Source organism: Yimella lutea, assembly GCF_006715095.1.
GTDB classification, from domain to species: domain Bacteria; phylum Actinomycetota; class Actinomycetes; order Actinomycetales; family Dermatophilaceae; genus Yimella; species Yimella lutea.
This window is the reverse complement of record NZ_VFMO01000001.1, coordinates 331115-347147: the sequence shown is the minus strand read 5'-3', so window position 1 is coordinate 347147 and position 16033 is coordinate 331115. Positions and strand designations below refer to the sequence as shown.

The 16033-nt window shown below is 65.7% G+C and carries 16 protein-coding genes and 1 pseudogene; 9 read left to right on the top strand and 8 right to left on the bottom strand.

All coding sequences use genetic code 11. The annotated features are described in order from the left end of the window. Nucleotides 1–42: 42 nt before the first annotated feature. Nucleotides 43–537, top strand: a complete 495-nt coding sequence (locus FB459_RS17675) for a TniB family NTP-binding protein (RefSeq protein ID WP_425472270.1) — start codon at nt 43–45, stop codon at nt 535–537. On the opposite strand, the gene FB459_RS17670 is transcribed toward FB459_RS17675, so the two are convergent. From FB459_RS17670 to FB459_RS01580, 5 genes are all read right to left on the bottom strand, one after another. Next, nucleotides 423–896 carry a TniB family NTP-binding protein gene (locus tag FB459_RS17670; protein WP_425472269.1) on the bottom strand — a complete coding sequence of 158 codons (474 nt, stop codon included), beginning with the start codon at nt 894–896 and terminating at the stop codon, nt 423–425. The genes FB459_RS17675 and FB459_RS17670 overlap by 115 nt on opposite strands. Then, nucleotides 893–2593 (bottom strand): Mu transposase C-terminal domain-containing protein, encoded by a 1701-nt coding sequence (locus FB459_RS01595; RefSeq protein ID WP_141844136.1) that lies wholly within the window; start codon nt 2591–2593, stop codon nt 893–895. The genes FB459_RS17670 and FB459_RS01595 overlap by 4 nt, the downstream gene beginning before the upstream one ends. A gap of 165 nt (nt 2594–2758) precedes the next feature. Beyond that, nucleotides 2759–3577 carry an AAA family ATPase gene (locus FB459_RS01590; protein ID WP_037161208.1) on the bottom strand — a complete coding sequence of 273 codons (819 nt, stop codon included), beginning with the start codon at nt 3575–3577 and terminating at the stop codon, nt 2759–2761. Continuing rightward, nucleotides 3574–4971, bottom strand: coding sequence for a Mu transposase C-terminal domain-containing protein (locus FB459_RS01585; RefSeq protein WP_141927230.1), 1398 nt, complete (start codon nt 4969–4971; stop codon nt 3574–3576). The genes FB459_RS01590 and FB459_RS01585 overlap by 4 nt, the downstream gene beginning before the upstream one ends. A gap of 7 nt (nt 4972–4978) precedes the next feature. Further along, nucleotides 4979–5575: a recombinase family protein gene (locus tag FB459_RS01580; RefSeq protein ID WP_010534181.1), complete on the bottom strand. Its 597-nt coding sequence runs from the start codon at nt 5573–5575 to the stop codon at nt 4979–4981. A 193-nt stretch (nt 5576–5768) separates the two neighbouring features. Between FB459_RS01580 and cmtR the strand changes: the two genes are divergently transcribed. Beyond that, nucleotides 5769–6128 carry a Cd(II)/Pb(II)-sensing metalloregulatory transcriptional regulator CmtR gene (gene cmtR, locus FB459_RS01575; protein ID WP_006590980.1) on the top strand — a complete coding sequence of 120 codons (360 nt, stop codon included), beginning with the start codon at nt 5769–5771 and terminating at the stop codon, nt 6126–6128. Further along, complete coding sequence (locus FB459_RS01570; protein ID WP_048695616.1) at nt 6125–6727, top strand: cadmium resistance transporter; 603 nt, start codon at nt 6125–6127, stop codon at nt 6725–6727. The genes cmtR and FB459_RS01570 overlap by 4 nt, the downstream gene beginning before the upstream one ends. A 391-nt stretch (nt 6728–7118) precedes the next feature. On the opposite strand, the gene merA is transcribed toward FB459_RS01570, so the two are convergent. Next, entirely contained in the window at nt 7119–8519 is a 1401-nt protein-coding gene (merA, locus tag FB459_RS01565; RefSeq protein WP_017838447.1) for a mercury(II) reductase, read from the bottom strand. Nucleotides 8520–8624: 105 nt separating this feature from the next. On the opposite strand from merA, the gene FB459_RS01560 reads away from it, so the two are divergent. The 4 genes from FB459_RS01560 to FB459_RS01545 all read left to right on the top strand — a co-directional run bounded on the left by FB459_RS01560 (nt 8625) and on the right by FB459_RS01545 (nt 10430). Then, nucleotides 8625–9014 (top strand): heavy metal-responsive transcriptional regulator, encoded by a 390-nt coding sequence (locus FB459_RS01560; protein ID WP_007928756.1) that lies wholly within the window; start codon nt 8625–8627, stop codon nt 9012–9014. 188 nt (nt 9015–9202) lie between these two features. Then, on the top strand, nt 9203–9748 hold the full coding sequence (locus tag FB459_RS01555) for a TetR/AcrR family transcriptional regulator (protein ID WP_141927229.1): 546 nt from the start codon (nt 9203–9205) through the stop codon (nt 9746–9748). Further along, nucleotides 9745–10104 (top strand): DMT family transporter, encoded by a 360-nt coding sequence (locus FB459_RS01550; RefSeq protein WP_141927228.1) that lies wholly within the window; start codon nt 9745–9747, stop codon nt 10102–10104. The genes FB459_RS01555 and FB459_RS01550 overlap by 4 nt, the downstream gene beginning before the upstream one ends. After that, nucleotides 10101–10430 carry a DMT family transporter gene (locus tag FB459_RS01545; RefSeq protein ID WP_141927227.1) on the top strand — a complete coding sequence of 110 codons (330 nt, stop codon included), beginning with the start codon at nt 10101–10103 and terminating at the stop codon, nt 10428–10430. The genes FB459_RS01550 and FB459_RS01545 overlap by 4 nt, the downstream gene beginning before the upstream one ends. Nucleotides 10431–10528: 98 nt before the next feature. Here the strand turns inward: FB459_RS01545 and FB459_RS01540 are convergent, their stop codons facing one another. Continuing rightward, complete coding sequence (locus tag FB459_RS01540) at nt 10529–12460, bottom strand: AAA family ATPase (protein WP_141927226.1); 1932 nt, start codon at nt 12458–12460, stop codon at nt 10529–10531. A 502-nt stretch (nt 12461–12962) separates the two neighbouring features. On the opposite strand from FB459_RS01540, the gene FB459_RS01535 reads away from it, so the two are divergent. After that, on the top strand, nt 12963–13454 hold the full coding sequence (locus tag FB459_RS01535; protein WP_141927225.1) for a hypothetical protein: 492 nt from the start codon (nt 12963–12965) through the stop codon (nt 13452–13454). Here the strand turns inward: FB459_RS01535 and FB459_RS01530 are convergent. Beyond that, nucleotides 13433–14071, bottom strand: a pseudogene (locus FB459_RS01530) (ISL3 family transposase); the annotation flags it as partial. The gene FB459_RS01535 and the pseudogene FB459_RS01530 sit on opposite strands and share 22 nt — an antisense overlap. A 112-nt stretch (nt 14072–14183) precedes the next feature. Between FB459_RS01530 and FB459_RS01525 the strand changes: the two are divergent. Beyond that, entirely contained in the window at nt 14184–15848 is a 1665-nt protein-coding gene (locus FB459_RS01525) for an IS1634 family transposase (protein ID WP_141927224.1), read from the top strand. Nucleotides 15849–16033: the final 185 nt, after the last annotated feature.

The following is a 16033-nucleotide window of genomic DNA, read 5'->3' as shown; positions in this document are numbered from 1 at the left end:
GTGGGGCCGGCATAGGGCGTCATCAACAGAGTGCGCTGGTTGATGGCCTCTTCGCCGGACTCGATCGCGGCTACGGCGGCGTCGGTGGAGCAAGCCACACTGTCGCTGCTGCGCGCGGTCGGGGTGCGGGTCCTGGTCATCGACGAGCTACACAACGTCCTGGCCGGCCGCGGGAACACCCGACGAGAGTTCCTGAACCTGATCCGGTTCCTGGGCAACGAGCTGCGCATCCCGCTGGTCGGGGTCGGCACCCGCGAGGCGTACCTGGCGATCCGCTCCGATGACCAGCTGGAGAACCGCTTCGAGCCTGTCCCGCTGCCCCGGTGGGAACCCGGCGAGGAGACGCGTGCGCTGCTGGCCAGCTTCGCCGCCGCCTTCCCGCTACGCCGCCGCTCGGCCATCGCCACCGAGGACATGGCCCGCTACCTACTCACCCGCAGCGAGGGCACCATCGGCGAGCTCACCCACCTGCTCAGCTCGGCCACACGCTGCCGGGACCGCAGCGGCGCACCCATCGCGGCCAGCAGCGCGACGTAGAACCGGCTCACTGTGGGCTCCGAGGGCATCTGCACGGCCAGCACCGGCATCTGCTCACGATCGGCGTGGGACGTGGGCGGGTGGAGGCGGCGGAACTTCTCGATGATCATCGACTTGCCGTTGTTCGTCGGGCCGATCAGCAACAGGTTCGGCATGCGTTGCTTGCTCGGCCACGCGTACAGCGTCTCCAGTCGCTCCAGCGCCGCGGTGGCGCGCGTGTAGCCGATCCACCGATCGGCGCGGACGTGCCGCAGCCGCTCCTGTGCCGGCAGCCGCGCCACCGACCGAGCGCTCTCATGCAGATGGTCCAGGTCGTGAACCGTGAAATCCGCGCCGGACCAGTAGTGGCCCTCGGTCACCACTGTTCGATCACCTCGAACGGTGCCACGGACTCCGCGTCAGAAGCATTGCCGTTCTCGTCAACGGCAGCCGGGATGTCATCGGGCGGCGCGGCGGCGGGTTTCGCCCGTGAGGCTGCGTTGCCCGCGTTGTTGCGGCGTTCGGTGTCTCGGCGGGCCTTGCGCGTGGTGGACTCGGCGGTGTCGGTGATGGTGCGCATCTGCTCAACCATCCGGAACAGCGCCTCCTCGTCGACCTGTGCCCGGCCCTCGGCCCGGAGCCGCTCCAGTGCGGCGCGGTGCTCCCACACGCTCACCGCCGGATGCGACAGCGTCCGGTAGGGCACCGGCAGATAGGACGCACCCTCGGGATCCAGGACCCAGATGCGGCTGAGGTCGCGTGGGTCGCGGCGGATGACGAACCGGTCCAGTCGGTCGCGGCGGGCGATCCACGGCTTGAGCGTGTCGTTGAAGTAGTGCACGTGGTCGATGACGAACCCGGTGCGGGTCAGCGTCCTGCGGAACACCGGCAGGAAGTCCACCAGGAACGCCGTCTCATTGGCCACCGTTACAACCGGCGTCTGGGCAGTACCGGCGGCCCAGCGGGCCTGCGGGGTCTGCCCGATGGTGCTGTGGACCTGCCCGTGATAGCTCGCCACCGCCAGCGCCAGCCACTTCTCCAGCTCCGCGACCGTCAGGACGGCCTTGGTCTCGGAGTCGTAGTCGCCGCGCTGTGCCGGGTTGGAGAACGTCGTACCGGGCAGCTCATGGACCATCTCCATCAGCGTGCCGATGACCCGCTCGACGATGCCGCCGTAGTGCGGGCGACCCGGGGGCCGGTAAGCCAGCCTGATCCCGTGCTCCTCACAGCCTCGCCGCAGGGCCTCGCTCTTGAACTCCGCGGCGTTGTCCATAAACAGCTCGCCCGGCTTGCCGGCCATCGGCCAGTCCACCTCGATGCCGAGGCGCTCGACCCAGGCCCGCTTGTCGGTGACCATGTGCGCCAGACACAGCCCGACCGACAATGCCGAGGGCGCCTCCAGAGTGATCACCAGACCCACGATGGACCGGGAGAAGACGTCGATCGCGACCGTCACGTACGGCCGCCCGATCGGCAGACGGTGCCGTTCATCGACCACGATCAGGTCCACCACGGTGTGATCGATCTGGACCTGCTCCAGCACGCCGGACACCGGTGGCACCCGACCGCCGGCTGACTCCAGTGGCCGAGCCGCGTCTCGCCCCTCGCGGGCCACTGTCCCGGCGTGTGGGTCCAGGGCGGCGATGCGACGCATGACCGCTCCGCGTGAGGGAACGGGCAGGCCCCGAGTCCGGCACGTCCGCATGATCTCCCGGTGGACTGCCGCGGTCTTTTTCCGCTGCCGGGTCAGGTAATGCTTGCCCAGCACCTCCCGGATCACCGCCTCAACCGCGGCCGACAGTCGCTGCCCGCCACGGCCGCCGCTGGAACGACCCGGGATCAGGTCCGAGACCACGCCCTGGCCCTCGCGCCACCGATGCAGCAGCACATAGATTTGCCGCCGGGAGATGCCCAGCTGGTTGGCTGCGGTCTCCACCGCATCTCCGCCGGCCGTTCCGGCGTCGGCCAGCGGACCGATCACCTCGGCCCGACGGACCGCCAGAGCCCACATCTCATCGGAGACGGCCAACAGACCGCGCTCAAGAACCACGTCATCATCGACTGCGTCGTCGCGCACAAGACTATGGAACAACGAGTCGACCGTGCACACGGGTACGGACACGCCGAACGGCCACACCCCTGTTCACCCGACCCCAAACACGCAGGTCACCTGTGCAGACAACTTCGGACATTGACATTCGTCTGCTGAATGGCGGGGTTCTTCGGTCGCTTCGTGGCGGGGTCAGGTGACACCGATGACCAGGGTGCTCTGTGCGGCTTCGATGACGTCGTTGGTGATGGTGTCGAGTTCGTTGATCTTCAGGACCCGCTGGATCTGGGGGAAGAGGCGTTCGAGGAGCCGGAAGTTGCCGCGGGTGATCCGTGCGATGGCTGCGATGGCTTGGGCGTCGGTGAAGTCGTCGGGGTCGAGGGTCTTGCCGAGGGATCGCCAGTGTCGCTCGAGGACGAACAGCAGTTCGTCTTGTCCCAGGGGCCGGTACTGGTGGGCGAAGCCGACTCGGCTGTAGAACTGGGGGTAGTGGCTGAACTGCTTCTCCAGGCCGGGCATGCCGATCAGGATCAGGGCGATGTCGTCGCGGTCGTAGCGATCGCGCAGCAGTTCCAGAGCGGCGGGACGCAGTCGTTCGGCCTCGTCGACGATGATCAGCTCCACGTAGTTCCTGCCGTGTCGCCATCCCCAGGCCTCGGGAGTGGCCGTGCCGGGAGGTACGAGGTGCTGCTCGATGCACATGTTGGTGCGGGTGATGGCTTGGGTCAGCTCGTCCTTCAGGGTCCGCGGGGTGGTCAGCACGCTGGGGGTGTAGAGCACGGTGCGGCTCCGGTTCAAGGCGGCGTAGATCTTGGCGTCGTTGTCGGAGCGCGGCCCCCAGTAGGTCAGCAGGTCGTGAGCCTTCTCGTAGTGTGCGTAGCGGCGCGCGGAGAGTGTCTTTCCTACGCCGGCTGATCCGAAGCACAAACCGATGGTGTGCCCGCGGCGCACGGCGTCGGCGAACTCGGTGAAGCGGCGGTGCTCCTTGGTGACGATGAAGCGCTGGCTCACCTGAGGTCCTCCTTGTAGATCTTCAACGCCGACCTCGGCGCCGGAGTCGGTGCTTCGGTGATCCGTGGTGTCTCGGTAGGTGCGGCCACGAGGGCGATGCGTTCGTTGATGCCGGCTCGCAGCGCTCGGCGGCGGGCGTTGCGCGCGGCCTGGATCTCCTTGAGGCTGACCTTCTGGTCGTGGTGCTCTTGGTTGACGGCCTTGCAGACGAATTCGTCGTGATCGAAGACGCGGATTTCGGTGATGTCGCGGGGGTCGTAGCGGATCACGACCGAGCGTCCGACGTAGCCGGCCAGAGTTGGCGAGACGTAGCGCAGGCCCTGGAAGCGGATGCCATCGCGGCGCACGACGCGGGTCTTGGCGACGGTCAACAGCAGTCTGTCGAGGTCTTCCAGGGTCTCGGGCATTCGGGGCAGCCAGCCATCGGCGATCCACGCGCTGCGCGGGGAGGTTCCGAGCTCGCTGTGCGTGCGGTCGTTGTAGGTGGCCACGAACGCCTCCAGGGCGCTATCGAGGGCGGCCAGGGACAGTTTCGGTGTCGGCCAGGGGTGCCCTTCGGTGATGTGTCCGGGCAGGGTGGCGAGTAGCTCGGTGTTGATGGTGCCGAAGAACCGCTCGATCTTGCCCCGTCCCTGGGGTCGGGCGACGGTGGAGTGGATCAGTCGGATGTGGAGGTCGACGGCGGTGTGGGCGAGCTGGTCACTGGTGAAGTCGCTGCCGTGGTCGACGTAGAGCACGTCGGGCAGGCCGCACATCGGCCAGGCCGGGTCGGTCTTGTGCCAGATCGCTTGGCGCAGCGCCAGGGCGGTGTTCATCGCCGACGGTGCGCCCAGGAAGACTGTGTAGCCGCAGACCGCCCGGGAGCAGTCGTCGAGGATCGTTGTCAGCCATGGCCGTGCGGGCTTGCCGTCGGTGCCCACCACCAGGATGTCGAGCATGGTGTGATCGGATTGCCACATCGCGTTGGGCAGCTCTGCTTGCCGGCGGAGTACCAGCTCGTGCTTGTCGCGGTAGGACGCTGCGCCCTCCAGGGCGAGGGTGACCATGCCGGGATCCAGGGTCCGCACGATGTCCCACACCACGGAGTAGGAGGGGACCGGCCACCTCCGGGCGGCGCAGATGCCGGTGACTTTGCGGTGGATGGTGGCGATGGCCGGCCGCGGCTTGCTCAGTGCCAGGCCCTGGATCAGGTGGACGAGGTCGGGCGGAAGGCGGCGGGAGCCGGTGTCCGCTCGTGAGGCTGTCTCCAGTCCGGCGTAGCCGTCGGCGCGGTAGCGGGCGTGCCAGCGCTCCAGGGTCCGCAGCCCTACATCGGTCTCGCGAGCTAAGCGCGCGAGGGGCACCTGGTCCTCGACGTGGAGCCTGAGGATTCGCCACCGCGCTCGAGCGTCCACGACGCACCTACTGCAAGGCGTTCTCGCGCCCGCGCTCGGCGCGCTGAAGGGCGCGGTAGACCGTGGAGCGGCCCACGCTGAACAGCTCGGCCAGCTCGCCCACGGTGTGCTCGTCGGCAGCATGTAGCTGGACGAGGTGAGCTTCTTGCCGGGGGGTGAGTTTCGGTGACTTCCCGCGCAGCCGGCCCTTGGCCTTGGCGACCTTCATCCCCTCGCGGGTGCGGGCACGGATGAGGTCGGCTTCGAACTCGGCGACCATCGCCAGCACGTTGAACAACAGTTTCCCCATCGGGTCGGTCGGGTCGTACACCGATCCGGCGATGCTCAGCTTCACTTCCCGCGCCGCGAGGTCGTCGGCGATCTGGTGGGCATCACGGACTGAACGCGCCAGCCGATCGAGCTTGGTGACCACGAACGTATCGCCGTCCCGACAGGCAGCCAGCGCCTGCCGCAGGCCCTCACGGTCGGCGTTGCGGCCCGTGAGCCCGTGATCGACGTAGATGCGCTTGGGATCGACGCCGAACGCCGCGAGTCCGTCACGCTGCGCGGTCAGGTCCTGCTCGTCGGTGGAGACTCGGGCATAGCCGACCTTCAAGGGGGACATGCTCCCCAGTGTGTCATATAGCCTCCCTTCACCGGACAGTTCACCGGACGGGTCTTACGGGACAGCCCGCCAGGCGTGCCGTCGTTCCTCTCGATAAGTAGCGGTGGTGTCCGGTGAGGGTTCCCCTTACGGGCATGCGATCTGGGCTGACGCCTGTGACCGAGTGTTCAGTGCGCGCTGTATAGTTCAGTCCATGCTGACTATCGCTTCGCGTCTCGACGTGATGAACCGCCTGGGTCGTGCACTGGCCGACCCCACTCGATCCCGGATCATCTTGACCCTGCTCGACCATCCCGCTTACCCGGCGGAACTGGCCCGAGATCTGGACCTGACACGCCCGAACGTGTCCAACCACCTGGCATGCCTGCGCGATTGCGGGATCGTCGTCTCCGAGCCCGAGGGTCGTCGGACACGATATGAGATCGCCGATTCGCACCTGGCGCAGGCGCTGACGGCACTGGTCGATGCCACCCTGGCAGTGGACGAAGACGCCCCGTGCATCGATCCCGCCTGCTCGCTTCCCGGATGCGACGCAGCTGGGGAGGGCGCATGATCCTCACCTCGGTCTTGCAGGCGATGGGCCTGTTCGCAGCGACCAACATCGACGACATCATCGTGCTCTCCCTCTTCTTCGCGCGAGGGGCAGGCCAGCGCGGCACTACCGCCCGCATTCTGGCCGGCCAGTACCTCGGATTCGCCGGCATCCTCGGTGCCGCGGTCCTGGTGACTATCGGTGCCGGAGCATTCCTGCCCTCGGCAGCCATCCCGTACTTCGGTCTCATCCCTCTGGGCCTCGGCCTCTGGGCCGCATGGCAGGCCTGGCGCGGAGACGATGACGACGATGACGACGAGGTCAAGGTTGCCGGCAAGAAGGTCGGCGTGTGGACAGTCGCAGGCGTCACCCTTGCCAACGGCGGCGACAACATCGGCGTCTACACCCCTGTCTTCCTCAGCGTGGAACCTCTCGCAGTAGTCGCCTACTGCATCATCTTCCTCGCGCTCGTCGCGGTCCTGGTGGCCCTGGCAAAGTTCGTCGCCACCCGCCCCCCGATCGCCGAAGTGCTCGAACGCTGGGAGCACATCCTCTTCCCCATCGTTCTCATCGGCCTCGGCATCGTGATCCTCGTCAGCGGCGGAGCCTTCGGACTCTGACGTAGCGGCAGCGATCCAAACGGCCCCGACCGGGCGCACCCCTCTCGGTTCAGACCGCGACACCTACCTGCAGCCAGTCCTGCGTGATCGCGGCAACAAGACCGCCACGGAGCGCTGCAAAAACCCCGCCACCAAGCGAACGAAGCCACAGGTGTACCCCAAGAGCCTCATGACATGATTATGACTCACAAACCCCTACCGAGCACCACCCTGCGACAGTTCACGGTGAGACGACTTCGCGAGAGGCAGAAGGTGCCCATCGGCCCATGAAGCGGTCTCGGCGTCCGGTCCCCGCCTGGTGTCTCATAAGACTGTAGGTTTTTAAGGCACATTCACGGCGCCAGGCGGGCCGCCGCGGGAGCCCTCGTCCACCCCGCTGGGGCCGCGGGTTTCAGGCGCAGCATGACGTCGGCATCTGGTTTCGGAAGAGGCCGGCCACGATGCGCAGGCTTTCGCTCATGGTCAGGTACGGCGCCCAGGTGTCGGCCAGATCGTCGACGGTCATGCCGCTTTTGATGGCGTAGGTGGCCGCCAGCATGATCTCCCCGGCCCCGTCCGCCAGAGCGTGCACGCCCAGAACCTTGCCGCTCACGGCGTCGGCGACGAGCTTCACCGCCCCGCGGGTGTCGTGCTGGACGAGCGCCCGGGGGACATCGGACAGGTCCAGGACGCGGCAGTCGCACGCGTGCCCTCGGGTGAGGGCCTCGTCCTCGGTCAACCCCGCCGAGGCCAGCTGGGGCCGGGTGAACACGACCGCAGGAAAGCCGGCGTAGTCGACCCGAGCTGCCGGCGGGTACCTGTCCTCGGTCAGGGCGTTGAGCGCGGCGGCCCGACCGCCGGCGGCGGCGGCGTAGACGTACTGGGGAGCCCCCGAGACGTCACCGGCGGCCCAGACGCGCGGGTTGGAGGTGCGCTGGGTCTGGTCGACCACGACGAAGCCGCGCTCGTCCACGTCCACACCGGCAGCGGCCAGGTTCAGGCCGTCGGTGCGGGGCAGGCGTCCGGTGGCCACCAGGACCTGCGCGCCGCGCACCTGTTCGCCCGAGTCCGTGGTCACCACCACCTCTCCTGCGGGGCCTGGTTCGCGGGCCACAGTGGTCGCGCGCTCTTCGACCACGGTGATGCCGTCGTCGGTGAAGACTTCCCGAAGTCTCTGGGCCAGCTCCGGCTCGGCGTGCGGCGCCAGACGCCCGACCACAGAGACCCGGGTGCCGAGGTGAGCGAACAGCTGGGCCTGCTCCATCCCGACGTACCCGCCACCGATAACGACCAGGGACTCAGGCAGCTCGGTCAGCTGCATCGCGGTGGTGGACGTCAGCCGGTCCACAGAGTCGAGACCGACCACCTCCGGGATGGCGGGGGTGGCACCGGTGGCGACCAGATAGGCCCGGGCCCGCAGCGCCTGGCCGTCGACGGCCAGGGTGTCCCCGTCCAGGAAGCTGGCCTGGCCTGGGCGGACCTGGAAGCCGTAGGCAGCGGCCACATCGGCGTACTTCGCATCACGCAGGCGCTCGATGAGTGCGTCCTTCTGGGCCACCAGATCGCCGAGGTTCACCGGTGCGGCTGACGTTGGGGCACCTTTGAAGGGATTGGTGAGCGCGGCGTGCCGGGCCCCGGCGGCCGCCAGGAGCGTCTTGGACGGCACGCAGCCGATGTTCACGCACGTCCCGCCCAGAACACCGCGCTCAACCAGCACGACGCTCTTACCGGCCTGGCTGGCCGCGATGGCGGCGGACATCGCCGCGCCTCCTGAGCCGATCACGGCCAGATCGACGTCGTAGTCCACACCCATTTGCCCACCTTCCTTCGCGTGACCCCTCTTCAGCGTCCATAGTGGACGTTCCAGCGCAGGGGAAGGTCAAGGCGAACATGGACGAGAGCCGAGAAAGGGGCCACTGTGCGCATCGGTGAGTTGGCCGTGGCCAGCGGCACCACAACCAAGACGCTGCGCTTCTACGAAGAAGCCGGCCTACTACCTGCGCCTGAGCGCACCGCCAACGGATACCGCGACTACACCCCTGCGGCCCTGGCGCGCCTGGACTTCGTTCGCCGCGGCCGCACCGCTGGGCTCACCCTGGCCCAGATTCGCGAGATCCTCGACATCCGCGACGCCGGAGTCGCACCCTGCCAGCACGTGCACGCCCTGCTCGAAGCCCACCTGGGCGACCTGGACCGCCAAATCGCCGACCTGCAAGCACTGCGACACACCGTCGCGCACCTTCACCACAGTGCCACCACCAGCGACCCCACCAAATGCGACACCACGACCGTCTGCCGCTATCTGTGACCAGACCGGTGCTCGCGTGTATCGCCATGAGCAGATGCCGCCACAGAGCGTCGACAGAACCCCGCCATATAACGGCGAAAGCCACATCAAGGGTCCGGGGCCTACGGCAGTCATTTGGGGTGTACCCCAGGTGCACCACCAACGCTCGCAGTTCAAGGTTTCACCTACCAAATGGTAAAGTTAGCTATATGCGACCCAGTCAGCGCTCCGCGATCCTGGAAGCTGCCCTCCGCGTCATGAACGCAGCGGAGGGTGGCGACATCACCCTTGACGCAGTGGCCCACGAGGCCGGGCTCACCAAACCGGGATTGCTGTATCACTTCAGCAACCGCGACGTGCTGCTCGCCGCGATCGTCGACCACGCTGCGGCCAACGTCGAGAACGACATGACTGCCACCCTTGGCAAGCCCCTCGAGAACGCCAACGCCACCGAGCGGCTCCTGAGCTACCTTCACGTCGCCGCCCACGGGGCCGCCAAGCGCGCCGAGTTCATCATCTGGGGCCAAGCGACGTACCGGCCCGAACTCACCGAACCGTGGACTACGCGGATGGGCCGCTGGCTCGAACTCCCGGACGATCTCGACGCCGCCACCCGAGCCAGGCTGACCACCGCCCGACTCGCCGCCGACGGACTCTGGGGTGCCCAGGCCACCGGTGTGTTCACCCTCCACGGCGCGGATCTCGAAGCCGTCGTCTCCAGCATTCGCTCCCTGATCGAAGGAACAACCCCATGAAGAAGTGGCTCCTGCTCGCCGGCGCCATCACTACCGAAGTGGGGGCGACGCTGTCTCTCAAGGCGGCGCTCAATCACCCATCCTGGTACATCGTGGTTGCTGCCGGATACATCGGCGCTTTCGTCTTCCTCACCTTCTGCCTGCGCGAAGGAATGCAGATCGGCGTCGCCTACGGCATCTGGGGAGCCAGCGGGGTCATGCTCGCCGCCGTGCTATCCGCCGCGATTTTCGGTGAACCTCTGACCGCTGTGATGGGTCTTGGAATGGTTCTGATCATCGGCGGTGTACTCACCGTCGAACTCGGCTCCCAGAAAGCTCAGCAAACCGCAGCCCAGGAAGCAGGAGTCAACTCATGAGATGGATCTTCCTCGCCGGCGCCATCTTGTCCGAAGTCGTCGCGACCATGTCGCTACGAGCCTCCGACGGTGGCCGGGTGAAGAAATGGTTCATCGGCGTCACCGCGGGGTATCTCGTGGCGTTCGTCGCCTTAAGTCTCGCCTTGGCCGACGGCATGGCCCTTGGCGTCGCCTACGGCATCTGGGCAGCATCCGGCGTAGCTCTCACCGCGATCCTCGCCCGAGTCATCTTCCACGAACCCCTCACCCGAACCATGACCCTCGGCATCCTCCTCATCGCCGTCGGAGTTCTCACCGTTGAACTCGGTGCCAACTCGGCGCACTGACGCATTTCCGCAGGTCAACCAGGCAGATTGGTGTACCCCAAACACCCCCGAAAAGATGTGCGACGGCTGACCCCGTGGGAGGACTTACGCTGCGAGGCTCAGTCGTCATGAGTAGCGTTGATGAGCTTGGCCAGCGCCTCGAAATTCCCAAGGGTCGTCGGGGATAGCTTCTCGATTCTGGAAGGGTCGCGAAGCAGAATTTCCGCTGGCCCCCAGTGATCGAACTTGCCGTCCAGCTCCGCCAGTCGAAGGACTAGTCGATCTGGATGAACAGGAAGGTCCCCCACCTTGTGCTTCCTACCGAATGCCTCGTTGTAAAGCATGAGGTAGTCGCTGACGCCAAAAAGGTCCTCGATGTCACTGTGCTTCTGCTTGAGAACCGACCCGACGAAAACGATCCTTTTGCCTGCAATCTTGTTGGCCTTTATCGCGGCCTCAACCTTGCCGCTGCCCTCGGTGCCAGAGTCGAGCAGTACCGTCACGGACACCTTCTGCCCGAGCAGGGAGACGAAAGCGGGCAAGTTGGACGCGCCGCCCGCTGGGAGGATCCGCCAGCGCTCGTCGAGCCCTTCCCTGCCTTGGGCGCGTAGGTGGCGGCCAATTAAGTCCAGATACACCAAGTCGGATGGACCCTCGACGAGCAGGTTGCGCTCACCGATAAAGAGGTTCTGCGACAGGTCATAGCCAAGGGCGGCTTGGAGGGGAAACGCACTGTCATCGCCGACCTCTAGAACGTCCGAAGAAGTTACAGAGCCGACCTCACCACCACGGTCCTCAACGATACGGACTCGCTCAATCTGCTCAACCATGAACGGTGAATGCGTCGTGTAGAGGACTTGGCCGATTGGCGCGAGGCGCTTGTTGATGAACCTCAGGAAGTCACGTTGAGCCTTGGCGTGCAGTGTGAGCGCTGGCTCATCGAGCAGGATCACCACGTCATCTCGGTCCTCGAATTCGCTGAACGCCGCAAGGAAGGAGAAGAACCACTGGTAGCCAGACGAGCGGAGTGAGAAATTGTTGGTGAAGTCGTGCTTGCGGTCCTCCACCCGAAAGTTGAGGTATCGGACAACGGTGTTCTGCCCGTTCGGCGCCTGGACGGTCTCCGGCTCAATTTCCACCTTGATCCGCAAATCGGGATTGGTGCTCCAGTACTCGGCCATCTCGCGCGATAGGTCGCTGGACACGGCTTCAAGCTCTGCAGTGCGCGATTCGAACTCCGCATCGGTAAGCGAATCGATGTCGGTGTCGGCGAGTCGGAGCAGAGCCCTCGCCGTCTGCTTAGACGAGGCACCCGGCTGCTCGTTCGCCGTGGAGCGCAGCGTGGAGACGTCAACGCGTCCCTCAAGGTTTTGATATGAAGCGAAGCGGAAAAACTTCGGCATCCGTTGCATCACGATCCTCATCGCGATCGCGTCCAGGCTCTCTTCCTCACCGAGAAGGGACGTGATCCTTGCCAGAGCCTCGGCGTCGGCGGCGGCCAACGCGGTAGCTTCGGCGTCCTCGTCGGACTCATCCGTAACGTCCCCACCGCCAGGCGAAGGCGTAGCATCCGCCGCGAGGGCGTCTTTAAGCGAGGTGACCGAGGCGTGCGCCTGCAAGAGTTCGGCTGCGCCAGGGTGCCCGTCGAGGACGTTGTGGAGAAAACGCCGCTCATCGACCAAAAAGTCAATCCACCGGTCTCCGTCGTAGCGCCGACCGGTGACTACGGTCGCGGACGTGGCGACGCCCTCACCAAGCGCGCTCCGCAGCGCCTCAAGGTCGTCCTCGTCGAGTTCGAAAGTCGCCTCAATCGGTGTGACCGCAGAAAGGTTCTCCTTTCGTCCGTCACGCTTCCATCGCCACCGCGGGTAGTCGTCCCTCTCCACGAAGATGTCGGCGTACACGGGGTTCAACCGGTAGAGCGCATCCAACATTGTCGACTTGCCCGACTCGTTCATGCCGACGAGCGTGGTCACGTCCGATTCCACCGAAACCTGCGTCGAATCCAACACGTTCTTGTACCGCCGGACCTGAAACGATCGAAGCTTCATCTCTCACCCTGTCTGCAGAGCCTCACATTTCTTGACCAGCCTAGTTCCAGCAACCGGTAACGGTCCGCGAAGCCGACTTTGGCCCGACCGTTTCGAACAACGTCTGCATAGGGTTGATAGGTCCAGGCAGCGACGTGCTCGCGGACCTCGCGCAGGTACGCAGGGTGTCGTCGGCTGCCATGGCTGGACCTGCGAACACCGGATTCACACGAGCTCGTGGGGGCGAGCCTTGCGGGCGTTGAGAAGGGGAGGACTTCCACCTCAACGGTCTCCATCGAGCCGTATTCACGCAGCAGGACCGCGCGGCGGTTGACCTTCGACCTACCCGGCCACCCACGCAAGCGGACTCCTGACGGGGCAGCCGAAAGGAGGCCGAAGGCCGCGGCCGCCCCACGGGCCAGATCGGCCGTGTCAGGTAGACGGCGACCGTGACCACCCTCGTCCTGGGCCCTTCGTCATGTCGCGTCGGTCGAAGACAGCGGTGGTGAGGAAGACTGCCCGCATGAGCAAAACCGACGATGGCGCACTGATCGATTGGACGACGATCGGCCGCGAGCGGTTCGAGAGGCTCATTGAAGCCCTGATTCCCTACCAGCACCCGCACGGAACACTCGTTCACCCTGTCGACGGGCGGGGTGGCGACGGAGGCATTGATGCCCTGGCCATCGAGCCGAGCGAAGACACCGAGGGGATGGTCGTGTACCGGGATGATCCGGGCCTGGTCGTGGTGTACCAGCTGAAGTATTTTCCCGACGGGTTCTCCGGAAGGAACAAGGACAGGCAGCAGCAGATAAGGCGGTCCCTCAGGCAAGCGATCAAGAACGTTCCTCGCATGAAGAAGTGGTTTCTAGTTGCGCCGTGCACAGCCTCCAATACGGGATGGGAGTTTCTCAGCAAACTCGGCAAAGAAAACCACGGATTAGAAAATTCCTTCATTCATCGAGGCATACTTGATGGGCCTAAATGGGCTCATCACAAACCAGGGTGTAGCTGAGGTCTGAAGCCGCCGGTTTCGAGGAGGGATCGGGCGATGTAGTGGGCGAGGTTGCGGAAGCCGAGGGCCGACCCGCGTAGGTGCTCGAGGCGACCGTTGATCGCCTCCGTTGGTCCGTTGCTGGTGCCAGGCCGGTCGAAGTAGGCCAGCACGTCGGCGGACCGCTTGGTCAGGGTGCGGCCAAGGGTGGTGATCTCGGTCAAGGCCTTGGGCACACCGGTACTGATCGAATCGATGAGGGCGGTCATGAGCTTCTTGCCGGTGGCACGGTCGCGGTGCCGGTACGCCGCGATCATCCGCTGGTAGATGCCCCAGGTGCACTCAACTTCCACATGCTCCTCGACCGCGAACAACGCGGTGAGGCGGTCCTGCTGCCGGTCGGTGAGCAGGTCCGCTCCGGTATGCAGCGTGCGCCGCGCACGGTACAAAGGGTCACCGGCCCGACCCCGGTGGCCGTGCAGCTCGTGCTGGACCCGGCGCCGGCACTTGTCCAGGGCGTCACCGGCTAACCGGACGACATGAAACGGGTCCATCACCGTGGTCGCGTCCGGGAGTTCTTCGGTAGCAGCAGTTTTGAAGCCGGTGAACCCATCCATCGCGACGACCTGCACCGTCTCACCTGAGTTGGGTCACTTTGATGGATTCGAGGGGTTTGAATCGCTGTGACCTGCGGGGATGCCGACGATTAGTGTGTCGCTAAGGCACTAATTCGATGGTGAGGGTCGCGCGGTGGTGTGGATTCGGCGGGTGCGGACGGCCTCGGGAGCGACCGCGGTGCAGATCGCTGAGTCGGTCAACGGTCGGCGTCGGATCGTGCGTCATGTCGGGTCCGCCAGGAACGAGGCCGACCTCGGGTTGCTGATGGAGCAGGCGCGGGCTCTGCTCGCCGATGACCGGCAGGGGGTGCTGGACCTCGGGATCACGCCGGTGGCCGCGAAGGCGGTGATGGTGCCCGCGGCGCGGCCGTCGGGGCTGTTCATGGACCCCGAGCCATCGTCGGCAGTGTCGGCAGTGCCAGCGGTGTCAGCGGCTCGGCCGATGGTGTCGAGGTCACGGGTGCTCAAGACGTCCTCGGGGCTGCTGTACGGGGCCCTGGCCGGGGTGTACACGGACCTGGGTTTCGATGTCGTGGCCGATGACATCTTCCGGGACTTGGTGATCGCTCGGGTCGTGGAGCCGACGAGCCTGCTCGATGTGGACCGGGTCCTGGCCGAGTTGGGGCGGCGAGCGGTGAGTCTGTCGACGCGGAAGCGGACGTTGCGGCGGGCGCATCAGGGCTCGTACCGCGACCAGGTCGCGGTGGCCTGTTTCGAGCACGCCTGCACCAGCGGTGATGTGTCGTTGGTGTTGTACGACGTCACCACGCTCTACTTCGAGGCGGAGAAGGAGGACGGCCTGCGTAAGGTCGGGTATTCCAAGGAGCGGCGGGTCGACCCGCAGATCGTGGTCGGGTTGCTGGTCGACCGGGAAGGGTTCCCGCTGGAGATCGGCTGCTTCGAAGGCAACAAGGCCGAGACGGCCACGATCATCCCGATCGTCAAGCAGTTCCAGGAACGCCACAACATCGCGGACATGGTCGTGGTCGCCGACGCGGGGATGCTGTCCACGTCCAACCTCACAGCCCTCGACGAGGCGAACTTGCGGTTCATCGTGGGCTCCCGGGTGACCAAGGCACCCAAGGATCTGGAGTCTCATTTCCGGTGGCACGGTGACGCGTTCACCGACGGGCAGCTCATCGATACCCTCACCCCACGGACCGGGCACACGGTCGAGAACGACCCGAACCTCAAGGCGGAACCGGTGTGGGATCGGGAGCAGCATCCCGGGTCGTGGCGGGCAGTGTGGGCGTACTCCGCGAAACGCGCCGCCCGGGACAGCACCACCTTGACCCTGCAGGAGAACCGCGCCAAGGCCGTCGTCGCCGGTGAAAAGGCCGCGCGGACACCACGATTCGTCAAAACCACCAACGGTTCACGCACGCTGGATGAGGCGTCACTGGCGAGGGCACGCCGGCTGGTCGGGCTCAAGGGGTACGTCACCAACATCCCGGCCGAACTGATGCCCGCGAGCGAAGTGATCGCCAGCTACCACGACCTGTGGCACGTCGAGCAATCATTCCGGATGTCCAAGACCGACCTGCGCGCCCGGCCCATGTTCGCCCGCACCCGCGACGCGATCGAGGCCCACCTCACCATCGTGTTCACCGCCCTCGCCGTCAGCCGCGAAGTACAAGCCCGGACCGGGCTGTCCCTGCGCCGTGTCCTGCGCGCCCTCAAACCACTGCGCTCAGCCACCATCGAAATCAACGGCGTCGTCACGACCATCCCACCCGCACTGAACAGCGACGAAGCCGAGATCATCGAGGCGCTGGAACGCCCGCCCTCAAGGCACTAAGCGTTTGACCCAACTCAGGTGGGCACGGCAGATAATCCGGTGGAGCTGTAGCTTGGATTCCTACGGTCGGCGACGATGACGCCGGTACGCAGCCATCAGGCATCTTGATCGATAGCTGCCCGCGAACCAGTTCGGTCCGGTTAGGCTCGCGTCGTGTCGGACCATACGCAGAATCTGGAATTCGT

What these genes read in the sequence shown, in the direction of transcription:
- FB459_RS17675 (WP_425472270.1), top strand. Translation starts at nt 43, where the DNA reads ATGGCCTCTTCGCCGGACTCGATCGCGGCTACGGCGGCGTCGGTGGAG.
- FB459_RS01580 (WP_010534181.1), bottom strand. Translation starts at nt 5,575, where the DNA reads ATGTCCCCCTTGAAGGTCGGCTATGCCCGAGTCTCCACCGACGAGCAG.
- cmtR (WP_006590980.1), top strand. Translation starts at nt 5,769, where the DNA reads ATGCTGACTATCGCTTCGCGTCTCGACGTGATGAACCGCCTGGGTCGT.
- FB459_RS01570 (WP_048695616.1), top strand. Translation starts at nt 6,125, where the DNA reads ATGATCCTCACCTCGGTCTTGCAGGCGATGGGCCTGTTCGCAGCGACC.
- merA (WP_017838447.1), bottom strand. Translation starts at nt 8,519, where the DNA reads ATGGGTGTGGACTACGACGTCGATCTGGCCGTGATCGGCTCAGGAGGC.
- FB459_RS01555 (WP_141927229.1), top strand. Translation starts at nt 9,203, where the DNA reads ATGCGACCCAGTCAGCGCTCCGCGATCCTGGAAGCTGCCCTCCGCGTC.
- FB459_RS01550 (WP_141927228.1), top strand. Translation starts at nt 9,745, where the DNA reads ATGAAGAAGTGGCTCCTGCTCGCCGGCGCCATCACTACCGAAGTGGGG.
- FB459_RS01545 (WP_141927227.1), top strand. Translation starts at nt 10,101, where the DNA reads ATGAGATGGATCTTCCTCGCCGGCGCCATCTTGTCCGAAGTCGTCGCG.
- FB459_RS01540 (WP_141927226.1), bottom strand. Translation starts at nt 12,460, where the DNA reads ATGAAGCTTCGATCGTTTCAGGTCCGGCGGTACAAGAACGTGTTGGAT.
- FB459_RS01535 (WP_141927225.1), top strand. Translation starts at nt 12,963, where the DNA reads ATGAGCAAAACCGACGATGGCGCACTGATCGATTGGACGACGATCGGC.